Below are 19,125 nucleotides of genomic sequence, written 5' to 3' on the forward strand. Positions count from 1 at the left end.
CCCGGACGTCTGTTTCATCTTCGCTCCTGGGGGCTACGATGAACCAGCCATCCTCCGTTCGTGAAGACCCTCAATCTGTCTCAGGAGTGCTGACGGCGGACAGTTGGACGGGGCAACGTATCGACTTCCAATTCCCTATAGTTGCTATAGTAGGCGAAAACGGATCAGGAAAAAGCACAGTTTTGCAAGCGGCCGCGGCTGTGTACCGTGCGCCAGGAAACTCAATCGAACGCTACGCCTCAGATTTCTTCCCTGATACCCCTTTCGAGAAGGTGGAGGGTGCGACCGTCCGCTTTTCGTATCGAGAGGGGCCACGATCATCGACGCGGACGGTACGTAAACCTTCGGACAGGTGGCGAGGTAACCCGGAGCGCCCTGAGCGTAGAATCGAGTATGTAGACCTGAGCCGGATACAGCCGGTCGGCGCACGAGTAGGCTACGTCAAACTGCTCAAGGCTGGCGTAATGGAAGGCGAACATACGCCGTTTGATGCGGCGCGCCTGGATCGCTTCTCACAAATCATGGGAAAGAGATACGCGAAAGCTGGAATCTCTCTAACCAACATAGACAGTAGACGTGCAATTCCAGTTGTCGAACATGGACAAGCTAGATACTCAGGCTTTCATCAGGGAGCTGGAGAGATTGCAGCCGCAGAGCTACTTGCAGCGGATTATCCCAGTTATGGCCTTGTGTTGATTGACGAAGTAGAAACTTCTCTTCATCCTAGAGCGCAACGACGTTTGATTCATGATCTTGCGCGCATTGCACGAGAGAAAGAACTACAGATCATTCTGACAACGCATTCTCCCTATGTCCTCAGTGAGTTGCCTCCAGAGGGGCGCATTTATTTGATGGAAGGCGCGGGAGGAAAGACAGCTGTTACAGGTGTCAGTCCAGAATTTGCAATGACAAGGATGGATGAAGAGCAGCATCCAGAATGCGACGTGTATGTTGAGGACATCCGAGCTGCGGCTGTTGTGAGTGAATTGCTCGTGTCGGTGGAGCGAGACTTGCTCGCACGAGTGAAGATAATTCCTTATGGGACTGCATCCGTTGGCATGGCCTTGGGCATGATGGCAAGTCAACAACGTTTTCCAAGACCTTCGGTCGTATTTCTAGATGGCGATCAAGCAAAAGCTACCGGATGTCACCTGCTTCCCGGTGACGATGCTCCTGAACGTGTTGTCTTTGAAACTCTGCAACAGAAAGACTGGCCTGAGATTTCTCAGAGAATCGGGCGCAGTCCAGCTGAGACTATCGATGCCCTGAACCGCAGTATGTCATTATCCGATCATCACGATTGGCCGAAGGATGCGGCAGACCGTTTGATTGTAGGTACAGAGATACTGTGGCAGGCTCTTTGCGCTGCCTGGGCAAATCATGTCGCCAACACAAGCGCAAAGGATCAAGTAGCCATCCCGATAAGGGATGCTCTGGATGCTGGAAACACATAAGTGCCTGATGGGCCTGCGCCCAGCTGCTGACCTGTACTGAAGCGGGTCGGCCCATGCCCTCCGACGACATCTGCCGCGCTGTCGTTGACACGGGCTGCTTGGGCGAGCGTCTGGAGGCACCGTCTCCAGGCATGTGACGGGTCCTGCCGATGAGTGCGATCAATCTCTAGCCCAAGCCCCTGCACCCAAGCCGCAACGTTCTTCGCTACGATCCTGTGTGAGGGCTTCGTGGCGTCAGCCTTGCGCCTGGACGAATCGTAAAACAGCGGCCCAGTCTTGCCTCGGACGAAGTCCAAGAAGCCTGCCTCGATCACCCCGGGGTGGATGGGGATCGTCCGCTCCGAGCTGAGCGTCTTCACCGAGCCGGCATCGGCGGTGATGCGGATGGCTGGGATGCCGTCCTGTTCGATGATGTCCTCAGCTCGAAGCTGTGCCATCTTACCCACACGGGCGCCTGAGGCGGCGCGCAGAGGCATACTCCGAATGGAAGAAGGCAGTGAGGCGAAGGTGCGGTCAGTTACTGCTGCGCCGATGCTGCTCGAATGCGACAACGCACTCATCCACGAAAAATCTGCGGTACGCAGTTGGGGTATTTCGTGGGGTACGCAGGTATGTCTGGACGACCACTAACTCCTTGCACCTGTTGAGAAACTTGGCGCATTAAGGAAGTTGGTGGAGCTGAGGGGACTGTTACCCCGGTCGGAGCTAAGCCATTGAACTGGAAAAATGCTCTTTCCCCTCCGTGACTTGTCGGGAGATGGCTTGGGAGGGCCGTGGGATTTATGGACCCTTGGGCCTCATCTTACCACCCCCAGAGGTTCCCCGTCTCGGATGTGGATCAGCGGCCTTCGCCGCCAGATCCCGCGGTCATGCTCGACCCGGTCCGTCGTGGTTCCATCCGGCTCGGATGCCGGCACGGCGACCCTTCGAGAGACCCGTCCCCGGAACCACGCATCGCCGTGTTCGTGTTTAGGGTTCGTCCGCCTGAGGAGGGTGGCAGACCGCGAAGCCTGCCGACCGTCCTCGATCCCGGGCGCGTGCAAGGCACGCCGCCTCCTTGTCCCCGGCGAGAACCGCAAGCCCATGCGCCGAAGGCCCGTGTGGCCCCGGGTCGCAATGACGAGCCGCTCGCCCGCTACGGGTGAGGCCAAACGCGACGGCCGGTTCAGGATGCCTGGCTCATCGCCCCGCGGCCGTCGCCGTAGCTGAGCCAAGCTTGCTCGGCCTGCATGCGATCGAGGAACCGGAGGGCCACAGCTCTGGTGGGAACGCCTTTGGTGCCCTGGCTGATGAGCATGAGCCGGCCTTCGCCCTTGGCCAGCATCTTGCCGACCCCACCGGGAGAGGATGGGTCCGACCAGACCGCGTGCACCACGTCGGCCCGGAGGAAAAGGTCTTCCACGGTCACCTTTCCGTCCCTCACGAGATCGCCGTTTCGGTTCGCCTCATCGACAAGGCGGCGCATCTCGGTCGTGTTCGCACGCAGCAAGGCCGCGACTTCAGGAGAGGGTTGCGCAGTTCCTGGCAAGGTGGTGGATCCGTCGCCGTAGGCATCGTTCAACGCCTCCGCCATGAAGCGGTCGATGCATGGAACCGCGGTCACCTTCCCCTTGAGCCGGCCGGACTTCTCCATACGCCGACCCACGCGCTTCCCCTTGACGAGGATCACGTGCGGGACGCCCGATCCCTCCCCGTCCGGGAACACGGCCCAGGCACAGTCAGCCGACCCGACGAGCGAGCGCATGTATTCCATGCGTTCCCGAACGGGTAAGGCGTTCAATGCCTGAGCGTGCTTGTTGGCCATTCCGGTTAGCTGTGCGAGGAGCCGCTGGTCCATGTATTCCCCCAAGTTGCGAACAGGGTGCACGGAACAAGACTCGCAGTCGTGAACGCCCAGGCTACCCGCGCCGCAAAAACGATGGCGTGGTTGAGAGCGCGTAACCGGTCTCGGGCCCCGTGGGCGCTACGCATACCCGCATCGGCACGGTCGCGAGGCTCCCGGAGAAAATCCAATCCATATCCCGGTGCACGAGGCGCCCCTCGGCGCGTGATGCGTCCTGCCGAAAAGGGGGCAAAGCACCGGAATGACGGGTCCGGTCCTGTCATCGGCCCTGTCACTCGGTGGGCATGAAGTGACATGAGCTCGCTCTCGCCGACGCGAATCGGTCCGAGATGCGCATCGGGCGGTGGCCATCTTTTTTTATCTGCGGTATAATTGACCATCCACAAATAGCACGGCGAGCGGTTTGGGGACCGGGGCGGAACCGGGTGGCGGCAGCACGACGCGTTAGCGTTGGATCAAGGCACTCGCCGCATCATCGGCATTGCAGCGGACCGACGATTGACTGTCTGAGGTGCCCGGCATCCCGCTTGGCAGGAGTGAAGCGTCGCCGCGCTGGGCTCCGCATGGAGTACGTCTTGGCCCGCACGCCCGACCCGAAGAAGGCTTACCTGGAATTGCACGGCGGCACGTGGCGGGTCACGGTCTCGGTTCCGGTAGCGGTGCGGCGCGCCCTCGGGGCCACGAAGCTCGTGCACAATCTCGGCACGGACAGCCTCAGGGAGGCGAACGTGCTCAAGAGGAAGCACGTGGAGCGCTTCAAGCGGCGGATCGCGGAGGCCATGGAGGCGGTGGGGCGCCCCGGCGTGGACGACATGAAGATCGCCGTTGAGTTCTCGAAGATCGCGGAGGAACTCAAGCGGAAGGGCAGTGCCGAGGATTGGCAGGAGTTTCAGGAGGCGGTCTACGAGCGCCATGCGGAGATCCGCTGGAAGGACGCGCGTTGGGTCAGGGTCGAAGATCCCGAGGAAGGCCCGAACGAGATCGAGGAGGCGCTTCCCGAGCAGACCGAGAAGGCCATGCTCTTCTCGGCGATCTCGCACGGGCGGGCGACTCCCGTCGACCTGATGCACGAGGACTACCGCAAGCAGCTCTTCGTCAAGGACCGGACCCGGGCGGACGACGCCCGCGCGCTGCGCCTCCTGCAGGAATGGTGCAAGCGCGAGCGCATCCCGGCCACGCTTCAGGAGATCGACGTGAGGCGCGCGCACGCCTTCGCCGACGCGCTGGTCGAGATGACCGGCCTCCACCACGTGACGCTCAACAAGTACATCGGCCGGCTCTCCGGCTACTGGCAGTGGATGGTGCCGAGGACGGCGGCCGTGTCGGGCAACGTGTTCGCCAACGTCCGCCTCAAGGGCCCGAAGGAGAAGCACGACCAGAAGGAGAGGCCCTTCAAGGACAGTGAACTCGCGGACCTGCTGCTCGGGCCCGCCCCGCCGAAGCTGCGAGACCTGATGCTGATCGGGGCGCTGACAGGGGCGCGGCTCGACGCCATCGTCGACCTGAAGGTCCGCGACACGGCGTACAATTGCTTCCTGTTCAAGCCTCAGAAGCAGGAGGCGTCGGCCCGCTACGTACCGATCCATCCCGACCTGGTGGAACTCGTCGCCCGGCGAACGGCCGGCAAGCGACCCGAGGACGACCTTTTTCCGGAATGGCCCCCCGTCAAGAAGGCCGACTCGATGCGCGAGCGCAGCTTCAAGGCCTCGAACCGGTTCACGGAATACCGCCGAAGCGTCGGGGTCGACGAGGTGGTGGCCGGCAAGCGGCGGTCCCTGGTGAACTTCCACTCCTTCCGGCGCTGGTTCAGCAGCCGCATGGAGCAGGCCGGGGTGCCGGGCGAGATGATTTCCGCAATCGTCGGGCACAAGCGCAGCAGCATCACCCTGGACGTATACAGCGAGGGGCCGCACATGCGCGCGGCGCGCCGAGCCATCGCAAAGCTCAAGTTGCCCCCACTGGACGGCAGCCCGATCCGCGATGAGATGACACTCAGGCCGCGGGCGCATTCCAGGTAGGGCGCGGTTACGACGGGCGGGCAGCCGTCCGCGCGACCGGCTTGCTCCGTTTCCCTCCCGCCAGGAACCGTTTCGGGCAGCCGGTCTCGCCTCGCCCACCGGCGTCGCCCTCGCGTGATGGCCTCGTCCCGGGAGCAAGCGCCTGGGCTGCGCGAGCCATGCGACGTGACCCAAGGTCATTTGTCTGCATCCTAGAGGTTTGCGGTAACCTTCATGACGGCTTCGGGTCGCCTCAGCGCCACAACTACCTTGTCGCAGATATTATACCCATGGTATAAATAAGCATCGCCGAGAAAGAGGTTCGAGCGTGCACTGACGGAGGTGGCAATGGTCGTGGGGTTCTTTTCTGACGATGGTTCCGCTCTTTACGCCGCGCTGTTGGCCAGCTGCGGGCTTGCGTGCGTAGGACGGCTCATGACCGTCATCGACGGACAGGGGATCGGGCGGCCGACCAGCGGTCCATCAATGGAGGACGCGGCGGCATCCCGGGCGGACATGTCCGCGATGCTCGCGCGGGCGGCGGCCGGCGGCCAAGCCGACGTCGCCTTCGTCGCCCCGCTCGGCTTCCTGCATGAGGGCGGCGTCTGGACCCACCTCGACGTGGCCGTGGTCTCCGGTGGGGACCCCCTGCAAGCCAAGCGCGCCAGGCGGTCCGCCGGTCACGCTGCCGGCGGGGAGCTTGGTGCCGGCTCGAAGCGTCGGGATGCATCCGACCGCTGCGCGCGTCGCCCGTGGCTCCTGACGTTCGGGGCGGGGCGGCCCCATGGGCCTGCCGCATCGGCCAAACATTGCCTGCAGGGACGCGGCACCGAAGCCGCCGCAAGGACGCTGCCGGTCCGGGTGCCTTTGCCCGGTCGATCCGTGAAGGCCGCCATGGACCGCGGGCTTCCGACGCTTGAGACCCTACGCATTGGGATCCTGCTGGCGGCGACCTTTGAGGTCGCCGCTGCGGATCCCGAGGCCGCCGCCGTCGAACTCGCGACGATGGCCGACCTGATGTCTCCGGCATCCCATCCGACTGACCGAGCCCTGGCCGGACGCCTGTCCGATCTGGCGGATCGGCTGGACGACATCGAACGGGCACTGGGTACGCCGGCATCGCCGACCGCCTCCAATAGGCGGGATCGGGGCATGCGGAGGATTGCCCGGCCCTGTCGCGACGCCGTCCCGGAACTGCCGGCGGCATCCTGGCCGGCGGGCAGCGCATCCGCCGCTGGACGTCGATAGCCGGTGTCGCTTCCCGGTACGCGACCGTGCATCGGCACCTGACCCGCCGATCCGGTCTCAAGAAACGCTCCGCCCCTGCCCGATCCGGTTCCGGTAGGGGCGCGAGCCGGCCACGGTGCGTCGGGAGCCCGCTGCGCCCCGCCCAAAGTGGCATTCGAACGGGACAACCAAGTAGGCGCGATGGGCGTCAAGGCCGACGCTCGGATGCCACGCGCGCAGGGTATCGGGTCAGCGCAACCTCATAGCCGGCCTCGAAGTCGCGAAACCGCACCCCCGCGGGGCTCGCTCGCAGCGCCCGCTTAGACTCAGTCTCGGTGTTCAAAGGCGGTCCAACTCGACAAGTGCGCCTGCGTGGGCGGGTCGACCAAGGTCCCGCTCGGCTTCGTCCCGCTCACCGAGAACGTGATGATGGTCGTTATGACCTTCCGGATGCTGGCGATGCACCGTTGAGTGTCATGCGCACCGCCCGGGGAACCACCCGCCCCGCGCGAGAACCGGGGCGTAGACCTCAAGCCGGGTCGAGTTCGTTGACCAGCATCGAGAGGTAGAGGGCGATCCGCCGGCTCGCCGCCGGGTCGGGGGCCGCGACCGAAAAGCCCACGTCGAGGATGTCGTCGCCGTAACGCCTCATCACCGACTCGGCCATCAGCGCGACCTCGCGCTCCGCCTGCGCCATTAGGACCCGACGTCCGTCGCGGGTCGCCAACCGCACCTCGAAGCGCCGCGTGGACGTCAACGGTTTGCTCCCCTCGGGCGAGGCCGCCCGTCAGCGCGCCCGACGATGAGGCCAAGCAATGAACGGCCTCCGGAAACCGATCCGAAAACGGTTCCGTGACATGGCCGAGACCTCGCCAGGGGACAAGCGGGGCAGGAGTCCCCGGTGCCTAAATTCGGGTTCATACCGGAACGAGGGGGAGGCCGTGTTCGTCCCAGCTAGGGCTTCCCGGCCGCCCGAAGGCGTGCGGGACATCCCCAATGCAGCGTTCCCAAGGTTCCCTATGACCCGTCCGATCCACGCCCTCGCGGCTACGCTCCTCCTGGCCTCGACCGTGCTCACACCAGCCCTGGCACGCGAGGCCGCCCCGGCCTCAACCCCCGCCAAGGCGGTCGCCCCCTCCGCCGCACAGATCCTGGCGCGCATGCAGGTCGCCCAGGAAACCACCGCGACCCAGCCCGCGGGTTCACAGGGCCCTGGTAACAAGACCGAGGGCGTTCGCCAGTCCTCGCAGACCCAGGTGACAAGCCGCCAGCCCCTCGGGGCATTCCCAACGAACGAGGTCAGCCGCCAGCCGGTCATCGATCTCGGCGCCGGCGAGGAGGGCATGAAGAAGGACGTCGCCGCCCTTCAGCAGACCCTGACCGAGTTGCAGCAACTCCAGTTGCAGACCAAGCAGGCGCACTGGAACGCGTCGGGCACCCTGTACTACCCGCTGCACCTCCTGCTGCAGGAGCACTACGAGGGCCTGTCGAAGTACGCCGACACCATCGCCGAGCGCCTCCTCGCTGTCGGCGTCTCGGCCGACGGGCGCGCGAACACCATCGTGAAGACTTCCGGCGTGCCGGAGATTCCCGGCGGCTTCCTCGACGATGCGCAGATCCTCGTGTGGTTCACCAACGCCTACAAGCGCGTCGGCGAGGAAGTGCACGCGGCCATCAAGACGACCGAGGACGTCGACCCCACCACGTCGAACCTGCTGCAGGAGGTCGAGCACGGGATCGCCAAGTACCAGTGGCAGATGCGGGCGCAGCTCCAGCGGACGCACACCGACCCGAACACCGGCTGGGACCTCAACGACAACAAGCCGGTCGACCTGCAGGGCCAGCAGCCTCCGGCCCAAACACCCGCCAAGCCCTGACGACAGCCAACCCCGCGCCGTCAGGCGCGGGGTTTCCCCTTGACCCGCGATCAGTTTATATTAATTCCAAACTAGAGATGCGCCCTTGGGATCGAACGACGCCTCAGCCTCCCCTCACGCCCGGCCAGCGAGCCATGTTGCTCCGGCTCGACCGGGAGGGACCGCTCGTCTCGCCCAAGCCCTGGGAGATGCGCACGGTCCGGTCCCTGAGGGAACGCGGGTTGATCCGCCCGCGGCTTTCGAGCCGGGACCTCGAGGGGCTCTGGTTCATCAGCGCCAAGGGCCGGCGAGCCATCGCCCCGGTGCGTCCGGCAGTCGGCGACCGTCATCCCCTGGCAGCATCACCGGCGTAGGCAGGATCTCGACCATGAATGCACCCGACGATACGACACGGCCGACGGCGAGATACGACGGCGGCACCATCGCGCTGCATTGGCTGACCGCCTTGCTCGTAGTCGGCCTTTGGCTGGTCGGGACCTTCCTCGAAGACCTCGTCCCGAAGGGGGCCCTGCGCTCCGGCATCTGGTCGGCGCATTTCGATCTGGGCTTCGTCCTCACCGGCTTGGTACTGGCCTTCCTGGTTTGGCGACGGGCCGGGGGGCGCGACCTGCCGGTGGAAGATCCCGGGCCCTTGCATCGCCTCGCCAAGGCGACCCACGCCGCGCTGTATGTCCTGCTGCTGGTCATCGTCGGCCTCGGCATCGCCAACGCCTTCGTGCGGGGCGTCTCCCTCGGTCCGGTCAGCCTGCCGCAACTCGGAGATCCGGAATGGCGGCGCTCGCTCACCCACTGGCACGGGCTCGCCGCCAACCTGCTGATGGCGCTCGCCCTGTTCCACGCGGTCGCTGCCCTCGTGCACCACTACCTCTGGCACGACGCCGTCCTGCGTCGCATGCTGCCCCGGAGATCCTGACGCCCATGCGACCCGTCCACCAGGAGCGGCACCTGATCGACCGCATCGGCTGGCTGCGAGCCGCCGTCCTCGGCGCAAATGACGGCCTCGTCTCCACCGCGAGCCTGATCGTGGGTGTGGCAGCCTCGGCCGCCAACACGGGTGAAATCCTCGTCGCCGGCAGCGCGGGCCTCGTGGCAGGCGCGATGTCGATGGCGGCCGGCGAGTATGTCTCGGTGAGTTCCCAGGCTGACACCGAGCAGGCCGACCTCGCCCGCGAGCAGCGCGAGCTCGTCGACGACCCAGCCGCCGAGCGGGAGGAACTCGCGCGGATCTACGTCGACCGGGGCCTCGACCATGCGCTCGCCTTGCAGGTCGCGGAACAACTGATGGCCAAGGATGCGCTCGGCGCCCATGCCCGGGACGAGCTCGGCATCTCCGAGGTCACGACGGCTCGGCCGGTCCAGGCGGCGCTGACCTCGGCGGCGACCTTCTCGGCCGGCGCGGCCTTACCCCTGGCGACGGCGGCGCTCTCGCCCGGCAACATCGCGGTCTATACGGTGTCGGGGGCCTCGCTGGTATTCCTGGCGGTGCTTGGGGCACTCGGCGCCAAGGCGGGCGGCGCCCCCATCGCCCGGGCGACGGCGCGAGTGACCTTCTGGGGCGTACTCGCCATGGCCGTCACGGCGGGAATCGGGAGCCTGGTCGGCAAGGCCGTCTGACTACCGCTGCGGATCGTGGCAGTGCATCTTCGGCGGCGCGGTTGCGCAATCGATGGAGCACGTCTGGTCGGGCCGGCAGAACCACTGCAGGGCGCCGGTCTTCAGGCACGAGCCGGAACAGTGCCGGTGGGCCGCGTCCGTCGGTTCGACGAAGGATGCCGGCGCGTCGGGTGACGCCGTGGGTTGCTGGGCGAAGGCTGCAGGCACGACCGCGAGTTGAACCAACAAGGGCCAGCGCAAACGTCCCGCCATCGCCGTCTCCTCGAAAAGCGGCAGGCACACGTCCCATGTCTGCGCCGACGATGCAATGCCGTAGTCAAGCTGTACGAAGCAACTGAAGATGTGGATGATATCGACTAAAATTTATTTCATCAAATACCAGCTCCGACAGTAGCGAGTGGCGGCAAGCACTTCGATGCCTATGCCGGAGAAGTGATTGCATTGCCCTGGGCAAGCCGGAACGGTGATCGGCCCGCACGAGGTGATCCTAATACAAAATTAGCGCGGCGTTGGCTTGAAGTTGACCCCGAGGTGATCGGGCTGAGCCGCGGAAGGAGTGATCTGCGTCGGTTGCAAAGGCTGAGGGCCGCCATTGTGATGGTTGCCCTCATTCACTCTAGATTTCTCCGCTGCGGAGCTTTGGTACCCGAAAGCGTGACTTTGCGTCGGCCATCACTGGAACGGTGTCCGGCAAACATCAGGCGGAAAAAATGGTCATCGGGCAGAATGGGGTGATGGCACGGTCCGTGCAGTCCGAGTTGGAAACGGGAAGGATAGGGTGACACGGCGGTGGACGCCGAACCGAACCCGCTTGACAGGCTGGTACGGAACGGGAACGTTCCTCCCGTGCAGGCCATCTCTCTCCCCTACGACGTCCACGACGCCGGCCACGAGATCCTCGTGGCCCTCCGTCGCGTCCAGTCGGCCGCCGTGCGCTCCGCCTACACCAACGCGCCCGGACGAACCGAGGAGGAGCTGCGCGACCTCATCAAAGTCCGGTACGCCGCCTCCGCACGCGACTCCGGCTCCGTCGACGCCTGGCTCCTGCACTGCGCCACACGCGAGGGCATCAAGCTCCGCGCACAACGCCCTGACGGAAAGCTTGTCTTCGGCGGACGACAGAACTTGGAGCGGCGGCGCAAGGGCCTGATAACCGCCGGCGACTGGCGCTCGTTGCGCCTCCGGCCGCTTGTCTCCATCGGCGACAAGGGGGAACTCGGCAATCGGCACTTCCGCCTGTCCGAGGACGCGCGCACCTGCACGCTGCGGGTCTACGGCCACGCGGTCGTCCTGGCTCTGCCCGAGATGCGCGGCAAGCGCGGCGAACTCCTTCGCGCCGTCGCCGCGTTGACGGCAGCGGGCGAGATCAACGTCGAGTTCCGGCTCGGCCGCGACAGGCTGTCGGTGATCTTCGATCCCGCCGACCTGCGCCGTCTGCCGGCCGGCGTCACGCTCCAGCAGGACGATGACGCGCGCCTCGCCGCCAAGGGACACAAGCCACGCGGCCGCCCGCGCGGCGAGGGATGGAAGCCGCCGCCGTTCCGCTGGGCGGACGTCGAGCGTCCCGTCCACCCCGAATGGGGTCCGGCCATTACGGCGCTCCCCGGCCGTTGCCTCGGCATCGATCTCAACCCGGGCTGGATCGGCCTCACCGTCGTCGAGAACCGCGGCAACCTGCGCAGCCTGCCCGCCACCCACGTCCTCGACCATCGCCTTGTCCGGCTCGACCTACCGCGTGGCGCTTCGCCGGAGCTCGTCACCGAGACGCTGGCGAAGGTCGCGGGCCTGGCCGTGGGCCTATGCGAGATGCACGGCGTCGGCTTTGTGTCGATGGAGGAAGGCCTCGGCAAGCTCCGATCCGGCGGGCGGTCGAAGGCGACCAACCACCGGCTCAACTCGTGGGACCGGACGCGGCTGAAGGCGATGCTGGCGCGCAGGCTGGGCCTGCGCGAGGCATCGCTAGTGACCGTGTGGGCGGCTTACTCGACGACCATCGGCAACGTGGTCTTCGCCCTCCCGGACGCCTGCGCGGCGGCCGCCGACATCGGGCGGCGCGGCCTGGCCGAGGTGGATTGGCGCGCGCGCACACGCGCCGCGCGCCTGAACGGCTCCCTGCCCAAGGGTGGGGTGGAGAAGGACCTCCTGCCATTCCCATGCCCTGAGGCGTTGCCGAGCCTATGGAAGGATTCGGACATGCCCAACGCAGCCGTGCAAGCACGGCTGCGACAGGCGGGGACGTGGCAGGCGGTCCATCGGGAAATCAAATCGGCGGCCATTGGCGTCCGCCGACCGCACCCAGAGCTTGTCTCCGGGGCCGATGGCCATGCCCGCGTCAGCGGGCCGGGCCACGCGGTGTCGCGCCTCGGCCACCGTCGTCGCCCGGGGCTCGTGCTCCGGCCGACGGCGGTGAAACGCCCGGTTCAACCCGGGACGGCCGCCGCGACGGACAGTCGGGAAGCACGGGTTTCACCCCAAGCTGCCCGATAGCCTAAAAAATATCCTCGCTCGGGGAAGGCATGCCCCCGGCCGATGGTCCGCAGGGCTATTCGCGGGCCCGGCATCCACCCGGACATAACGCCTTCGCGCGGCACCGGCCGCTTCGGAGACGGATATGTGCCACCATCGCCCTGGCCGCCTCGTTATTTGGGCCGGATGGGACCGGCGGCCGACGCAACCCACATCGCGCACCATGGGCCGCTCCGCTTCCGACACGCGGAACGCCCTTGAGGTCGGCGCGGCGGTGCCAAGCCTGCCCGCGGTTTCCTCCACCCGCCAGCGAAGGATTGCCGGAGCAGGGGCAAGGATTGCGTCGTTGCTCCTTCCGTCGCCTCATTGATTGGGAATTCTGTATAAGTAACTGTTTGGATTGAACTTTTTCATATTTCAAGATCAAATCCAAAAGAATAGGCTATTCAATCCTTGGAATGCTTCGGCGCCCCTCCGATATCCTGCTTCAATCGAGCATCATCTCGCGATCATGCCAGATCGCAGGCCGATCTTGCAGTAATAGGCGGTGGTCGGACTTGACTCCCAGGGCCGTGCTCGCGGTACAAGGCGCTGCCCGGGCCGCGTCGGCCCGAGCCGACCAGGAGTAAGGGAATGACCGTGCCGGAACCGCCGTCGCGCAGGTAGGCGTGTGCGGGTAGCCGCCCACACACGCCTCCTTGCGATCCATCGACCGGGGTGCGCCCTCACGAGGCCAAAGGCACCCCGGTCAGCAACCCCGAACCGCCGAGGGCGGCAACGGGCGCTTCGGCGCATGGGCAGTGGATTCGCATCTCCCACCGCCCTTGGCAAGAGTCCCCGTTCCGCTCCGGCTCGAACGACGCCAGCCGTCAGGCATCGACCGGCTGTGCGTCGCCAGCGCGGAGCTGTCATTGAACACGAAGCATGATCGAGATCCCGCACGCGAAGCGCGGGAGACGCCCGGTGACGCGGGCGCGTCGGCCGTCGGCCCGGGGGTGCCCGAACCCTTGTATCCGCCGACGAAGATTGCCGGGGCCGACCTGATGGTCGTCGGCCTCGCCTACCGGTCCGACGAGTGGATCGAGTTCCTGGATGGCGAGGATTCCGGCGGCCGTTTCGAGGTCGCCGCAGTGGTCGACCCCGTCGACCTGCGCCAGATCGAAGCGATGGTGGCGGGGCGGACCTTCCGTCTGGCGGCGGTCGACCAGGAGCTCGCCATGGGCACGTCCCTGGCTGTCCAACTCGCCTTCTTCGGGCCGCCGTCGGTCAAGGTCCTGCCGCCGCCGTCGGAGCGCAAAAGGCTGGTCGGCTCCAAGGCGCGGCGCCCACCCGAAAGGCCTTGGGTCCACACCCTCGGCGGTCCGCGTGAGCCAAGTCCGCGACGGTAGGATACCGCGTGTCGGGAGGGCGCCGGTTTGCGCCCTCCCGTGCATGAGGCGGACGCCTCACGGTCGCGCTCGGGGAAGAGAGTTGCCGCCGTGCCCCCGCGCCTCGGATGAGCCTGATGTGGATGGGGGAAGCGACTACTCCGCCGAGCCGGCCCGCGACACCTTGAGCGCCCATTATCGGCTGAGTCTTGTGCCGACGATGCGAGGCCCGCCGTCTCGAACCCGCGGTCCCCGCCGGAGCGGGTATGCCGCTCCTCGACATCCCAAGGCGATTGAGTTCATGGCGGCGCGCAAGATCCCCAAGCCATTGCACAACCGTGTCGGCGCTGCCGAATTTCGGCCACTCTAAGTGGCCACGTGAGCCGGGCGATCCCCGTTTCCATGGCTTGATCCCGACTTCGCGATGGCTCCCCCGCTCAACCGACGAACCAAGAAGGGAGAGCGGTATGTGCGCCCCCCTTCGATAGAAGCCGCCCTCGACCGATTGGCCACCCTCGACCTGGATAGGATGGTGCGTGAGGCACGGGCGGAGGACCCCAAGGCGCCCGGCTACGTCGAGAGCGAATGCTTGGTCCATCTGCTGCGTTCGACACGCCACGACAACACGGACACCCGTTTCCAGAGACTGTTCGAGGTGTTGATCGAGAGGGTCGAGCGCTCCCTGAAGGGCTCGATCCGGACCAGCCGCCGCTACGACGCGGAGGAGTTGCGGACCGAGGTCGTCAACCGCCTCGTCGATCTACTCGTCGAGGACAGGCAGTCTCCGGGCATCAAGCTGGATTTCTTCGAGGTGCGGTTCGCCCGCGCCATGACCGCCTTGCGCATCGGCGTGCTGCGGCGTTCCGAAAGCCAGGCGGAGGGGACCGACCACATCGAAGACATGGGCGACGGTGAAGGTGATGCCGTCCCGGCCCTGACGAAACGTATCAGCCAGGCATTCGCCGCCGACGGGTCCGAACAGGAAAAAGAACATTTCCGGAACGAGCTGCTTCGCGCGATCGACCGTCTGCCACCCCTTCAGCGGGAAGCCGTAGCCCTCTTCCTCGAAGGCCACCGCATCGAGGGAGGGGACACGGAGACCATAGCGAAGCTTTGCGGCGTCTCGGACCGGGCGGTACGTTATCGCCTTAGGAATGCGTACGAGACGCTGCGTCGGGAACTCGGAGAGAGACGATGACGACCAGCCCCTCGCACCGCGCGCAGGAAATCCTCCTGACCTTCGCGGCGGAAGGCGAACCCACCCCGAAGCGGTTGGAGGCCTTTACGAAGGAGTACCCAGACCTCCGCCGCGAGCTCACCGACCTTGCGGTCGAGTTGGTGCTGGAACCCTCGCGGCCGGTCCCCGCGGCTGACGCCGCGACGGCGCGCACCGTGTCGTCGGCATGGGCTCGCTTCCAGGCAGGCATCGCCAGCCCCCCGGCGAAGTCCCGGGCCGGCGCGGTGGTCGAGCCTTCGCCGGACGTCTTCGCGGGCTTCGCCGGCCCGTCATTCCCACGGCTCGCGGCCCGGCTCGGAGTGACACCCGCCTTCCTGATCAAGGTCCGGGACGGCCTGATCGAGGCCGCGTCCTTCCCCAAGGCGCTGGCCAGGGACATCGCGGACGAGGTCGGGCATGGCGTCGACACGGTCATCGCCCTGTTGGAGCGCCCCGCATCCATGCCGGCCGGAACGATGGCCAAGGCCGACGGCAAGCCGGAGGTCGGCGTGAAGCAGACTTTCGAAGAGGCGGTGGCGAGCTCGGGCCTGACGGCGGATCAACGGCGGCGTCTGCTCGCGATGGCAGAGGCCGAACGTGGATCCGATTGAGGCGGGGCGGAAGCAGGCCGCCCGCATCCATGCCGAGATGGTCGCCGAGGGAGCCGATCCCTGGCAGCCGTTCGACCTTGCAGTGCGGGCCATCGAGGGCCACGGCCTCTGGCACCAGCCCGTCCACGCGGGCGACGTCTCCCTGAACGGAGGCCGGGCACGGCTCGACCCGAAGTCGAAGGGCATCCTATACGGCGAGACGGGTACCCCCGGAGGCGATGCGCTCCTGCTCGGACATGAGCTCGGGCACGTGGTGATGCACGGCGGGACCGCTCCCGTCGTCACCACGCATACCGACCCGAGCCGATCCTCCGAGAGCGGCAGCGCCGTCGAGCGGCTGGCCGACTACGGGCGTGGGGAGCGCCGCGAGGTCCAGGCCGACCTGTTCGCGCGCGAACTGGTGCTGCCGCGAGCCGTCGCGCGGCGCCATCACCAAGACGGGATGAGCGTCGCCGACATCGCCGGGCGGCTCGGCATCTGCCCGGACGTGGTGACCCAGCAACTGCTGGACGCGCTACTGCTTCCCGTCGTGCCGGACGCCGCCCCCGCCCCCGCGGCCACGATGCGGCCGGATCCGAGCCAGGATGCGGCGGTCGCCCATCGTGGCGGCCCCTACCTGCTCCAGGCGGGGCCCGGGACGGGCAAGACCCGCACGTTGGTCAGAAGGATCGAGAGCCTCGTCGACGAGGGGATCGACCCGAACGGAATCCTCGTCCTGACCTTCTCGAACAAGGCGGCGACCGAGCTGATGGATCGGCTCGCCCTGTCGCGGCCCGAGGCGGCCGCCTCGGTCTGGACGGGCACCTTCCACGCGTTCGGGCTGGACGTGATCCGACGCTTCCACGAACGCCTCGGACGAAGCGCGAGCCCGAAGCTCGTCGACAAGCCCACGGCCATCACGATGCTGGAGGGGGTTCTGCCGAGCCTGCCGCTGGCGCACTACCGGGACCTCTGGGACCCGGTGCAGGATCTCTCGAACATCCTCTCGGCTATTTCCCGCGCCAAGGACGAACTCGTCGACCACGTGCGCTACCGTGAATTGGCCGATGCGATGCAGCGTGCCGCCACGGACGACGCGACGCGCCTGAGGGCAGCGCGGGCGCATGAGGAAGCCATCGTCTACGAGGCTTACGAGAGGCTGCTCTCGGAGGCCGATGCCCTCGATTTCGGTGACCTCGTCATGAGGCCCGTGCGACTTGCGGCCGAGCATCCCGACGTGGCCAAGGCGCTGTCGCTCCGCCATCGCCACCTGCTCGTCGACGAGTATCAGGACGTCAACCTCGCCACCGTGCGCTTGATCCGGGCGCTGGCGGCCGACGAGGGCGAGCGGCTGTGGGTCGTCGGCGACGCCCGCCAATCGATCTACCGGTTCCGGGGCGCCACCTCGGCCAGCATGGCCGCGTTCCGGGCGCACTATCCCAGGGCGACCCTCGGGGCGCTCGACGTCAACTACCGGTCGCGCAAGGAGATCATCGACACCTTCACGAGCTTCGCCGCGAGCGTCGACGCCTTCCGCCCGCTCGGCGAGCTCGGCCTCGCCCCCGACAGGGGGGCGTCCGGCCTCAAACCGGTGCTGCACGACGCCGGCACCCCCGACGACGAGGTCGCGCTGGTGGCCGCCTCCGCGGCGCAGGCGAAGGCTGCGGGGGTGGACTACCGCGAACAGGCGGTCCTGTGCACAACCAACGACCGCCTCGCGGAGTTCGCCGCCGGCCTGATCGCCCGGGACGTGCCGGTCCTCTACCTCGGGCCGCTGTTCGAACGGCCGGAGGTCAAGGAGCTGCTCTGCCTGCTCGCACTCTTCCACGATCCCCGCGCCGCAACGCTCGTCCGCGTCGCCACGATGCCGGGGTTCGAGATGGAGCTCGGCGACGTCGCGGCGGTCGCCGCTCACCTGAGGGACGCTTCGGGGCCGCCCCTGGACTGGCTCGCCGCCGCCGACGCCATCCCCGGCCTCGCCCCCCCGGCGACGGCGTCGCTGCGGCGCCTGCGAGAGGTCTGCGGGGGCTTCGCGGATCGGACGCCTCCGTGGCGCATCGCGAGCGCGCTGGTGCTGGACCGGCTCGGCATCGGCCGGAGGATCGCGGCCTCAGGTACCCTGCCCGAACGGATGGCGGGCATTGCGATCTGGCAATTCCTGAACTTCCTGCGGTCCTTGCCGGTCGAGGGTCAGTTCCCGACCTTCGAGGCGCTCCGCCGGATCAAGAGGCTGGTCGTCCTCGGCGAGGAGAAATCGCTCAGGCACGTCCCGGACGCCGCCCTCGAACTGGACGCGGTGCGCATCATGACGATCCACGCCTGCAAGGGCTTGGAGTTCCGGCTCGTCCATGCGCCCGGCATGATCAAGACGGGCCTGCCGCGAACGGCCAAGCCGCCGCCGTGCCCGCCGCCGGACGCGCTGATCGAGGGCAGCGACGGCCTCACCGGCCCGCAGGCCTGCCTGACGGGCCACGAAGAGCAGGAGGCCTGCCTCTTCTTCGTCCTGCTCTCCCGCGCGCGAGACGACCTGCGCCTCTACCGGTCCACCATGATGGCCGGCGGGACCAAGAAGCGGAACCCGTCCGACTACAACGCCCGGATCGCCGCCACGCTGGGCCGGCCGCCCGCACTCGTCCGGCTCCCGTCGCCTCCGCCGCCATCCGGCCCGGCCGCCGTTCCCATCACATGGGAGACGCCGTTCGCGCTCGACCACCAGCACCTCGATTCCTACGGGAAATGCGGGCTGCGCTTCCTCTACACCTACCTGCTCGGCCTGGGCGGACGCCGCGACGAGACGCCGTACATGCGGATGCACAACGCCGTGGCGGAGACGGTCCGTTGGCTCGACCGCAACTTCGACGCCGGACACGCCGAGCCGGAGGGCTTCGACGAGGCCTTCGCCGCGGCCTGGACCGAGCACGGCCCGGTCGACCACGGGCACGCCGAGGCTTACAGGACCATCGCGGACGAGATGCTGCGGTTCCTCCTCGGCCTGCGTGACGAGGAAGGCAGGCTGCCTCCCGAGGCCTTGAGCCTGGCCGTTGCGGGAGGAAGCGTCCTTTCCAGGGCGCACGACGTGGTCCGCAACGCGGACGGACGCCTCGTCGTGCGCCGCGTCGCGACGAGGAAGGCACCGTCGTCGCTGCTGAAGGAGATCGAGTACATCGTTCTGGATGCCGCGGCGGAGGTGACGTTCGGCGAACCCGTCGTGGTCGAGGCGGTGCATCTCACCGGCGGCAGCCGGCAACCGGTGGAGATCCCGCCGAAGAAGCGGGACGAGCTTCGTGCCGCCGTCGTCGCTCACATGTCCGGCATCGGGGCGGGACTGTTCGCCCCGAGCGTGGGATCCCGCTGCCCGCGCTGCCCGCATCACTTCGCCTGCCCCGGCCTTCCCGGCGGCTCGGCGGTGGTGCGGCGACCCCTGGCGTGGGGCCGGTAGCGAGGCCCGGAGCCCCTAACAGACTGCTCGGCCCG

Annotated in this window: 14 protein-coding genes and 1 pseudogene; 12 read left to right on the forward strand and 3 right to left on the reverse strand. The window is 66.9% G+C overall.

The genetic code is table 11. From position 1 onward, the window contains the following. Positions 1-1,454 (forward strand): AAA family ATPase (locus MTDSW087_RS17010; RefSeq protein ID WP_210248296.1); only part of this gene is annotated, 1,454 nt, incomplete at its 5' end. A gap of 1,165 nt (positions 1,455-2,619) precedes the next feature. Here the strand turns inward: MTDSW087_RS17010 and MTDSW087_RS17020 are convergent. Further along, on the reverse strand, positions 2,620-3,291 hold the full coding sequence (locus MTDSW087_RS17020; RefSeq protein WP_144765880.1) for a hypothetical protein: 672 nt from the start codon (positions 3,289-3,291) through the stop codon (positions 2,620-2,622). Between the two features lie 569 nt (positions 3,292-3,860). On the opposite strand from MTDSW087_RS17020, the gene MTDSW087_RS17025 reads away from it, so the two are divergent. From MTDSW087_RS17025 to MTDSW087_RS17035, 3 genes and pseudogenes are all read left to right on the forward strand, one after another. After that, on the forward strand, positions 3,861-5,315 hold the full coding sequence (locus MTDSW087_RS17025; RefSeq protein WP_144765882.1) for a tyrosine-type recombinase/integrase: 1,455 nt from the start codon (positions 3,861-3,863) through the stop codon (positions 5,313-5,315). 414 nt (positions 5,316-5,729) lie between these two features. Continuing rightward, positions 5,730-6,542, forward strand: a complete 813-nt coding sequence (locus MTDSW087_RS17030; protein ID WP_238178690.1) for a hypothetical protein — start codon at positions 5,730-5,732, stop codon at positions 6,540-6,542. 321 nt (positions 6,543-6,863) lie between these two features. Then, positions 6,864-6,992, forward strand: a pseudogene (locus tag MTDSW087_RS17035) (glutaredoxin); the annotation flags it as partial. A gap of 58 nt (positions 6,993-7,050) precedes the next feature. Here MTDSW087_RS17035 and MTDSW087_RS17040 read toward each other — a convergent pair. Beyond that, the gene (locus MTDSW087_RS17040) at positions 7,051-7,278 is read right to left on the reverse strand and encodes a hypothetical protein (RefSeq protein ID WP_144765886.1); all 228 of its coding nucleotides are present in this window, start codon (positions 7,276-7,278) and stop codon (positions 7,051-7,053) included. A gap of 262 nt (positions 7,279-7,540) precedes the next feature. On the opposite strand from MTDSW087_RS17040, the gene MTDSW087_RS17045 reads away from it, so the two are divergent. From MTDSW087_RS17045 to MTDSW087_RS17060, 3 genes are all read left to right on the forward strand, one after another. Then, positions 7,541-8,398 carry a Dps family protein gene (locus MTDSW087_RS17045; RefSeq protein WP_144765888.1) on the forward strand — a complete coding sequence of 286 codons (858 nt, stop codon included), beginning with the start codon at positions 7,541-7,543 and terminating at the stop codon, positions 8,396-8,398. A 367-nt stretch (positions 8,399-8,765) separates the two neighbouring features. Then, the gene (locus MTDSW087_RS17055; protein ID WP_144765892.1) at positions 8,766-9,311 is read left to right on the forward strand and encodes a cytochrome b; all 546 of its coding nucleotides are present in this window, start codon (positions 8,766-8,768) and stop codon (positions 9,309-9,311) included. Positions 9,312-9,316: 5 nt separating this feature from the next. Then, entirely contained in the window at positions 9,317-10,012 is a 696-nt protein-coding gene (locus MTDSW087_RS17060; protein ID WP_144765894.1) for a VIT1/CCC1 transporter family protein, read from the forward strand. Here the strand turns inward: MTDSW087_RS17060 and MTDSW087_RS17065 are convergent, their stop codons facing one another. After that, positions 10,013-10,264 carry a hypothetical protein gene (locus tag MTDSW087_RS17065; RefSeq protein ID WP_144765896.1) on the reverse strand — a complete coding sequence of 84 codons (252 nt, stop codon included), beginning with the start codon at positions 10,262-10,264 and terminating at the stop codon, positions 10,013-10,015. It lies immediately after the preceding gene. 537 nt (positions 10,265-10,801) lie between these two features. On the opposite strand from MTDSW087_RS17065, the gene MTDSW087_RS17070 reads away from it, so the two are divergent. The 5 genes from MTDSW087_RS17070 (at position 10,802) to MTDSW087_RS17090 (ending at position 19,090) form a co-directional block, all read left to right on the forward strand. Beyond that, positions 10,802-12,499 (forward strand): hypothetical protein, encoded by a 1,698-nt coding sequence (locus MTDSW087_RS17070; protein ID WP_144765898.1) that lies wholly within the window; start codon positions 10,802-10,804, stop codon positions 12,497-12,499. An 890-nt stretch (positions 12,500-13,389) separates the two neighbouring features. Then, the gene (locus tag MTDSW087_RS17075; protein ID WP_003596991.1) at positions 13,390-13,866 is read left to right on the forward strand and encodes a hypothetical protein; all 477 of its coding nucleotides are present in this window, start codon (positions 13,390-13,392) and stop codon (positions 13,864-13,866) included. A gap of 484 nt (positions 13,867-14,350) precedes the next feature. Continuing rightward, positions 14,351-15,043: an RNA polymerase sigma factor gene (locus MTDSW087_RS17080; protein WP_238178692.1), complete on the forward strand. Its 693-nt coding sequence runs from the start codon at positions 14,351-14,353 to the stop codon at positions 15,041-15,043. After that, the gene (locus tag MTDSW087_RS17085; RefSeq protein ID WP_012455887.1) at positions 15,040-15,672 is read left to right on the forward strand and encodes a hypothetical protein; all 633 of its coding nucleotides are present in this window, start codon (positions 15,040-15,042) and stop codon (positions 15,670-15,672) included. Before MTDSW087_RS17080 ends, MTDSW087_RS17085 begins: the two co-directional genes overlap by 4 nt. After that, positions 15,659-19,090 (forward strand): ATP-dependent helicase, encoded by a 3,432-nt coding sequence (locus MTDSW087_RS17090; protein WP_144765903.1) that lies wholly within the window; start codon positions 15,659-15,661, stop codon positions 19,088-19,090. The genes MTDSW087_RS17085 and MTDSW087_RS17090 overlap by 14 nt, the downstream gene beginning before the upstream one ends. Positions 19,091-19,125: the final 35 nt, after the last annotated feature.

The organism is Methylobacterium dankookense (assembly GCF_902141855.1).
Lineage (GTDB): Bacteria > Pseudomonadota > Alphaproteobacteria > Rhizobiales > Beijerinckiaceae > Methylobacterium > Methylobacterium dankookense.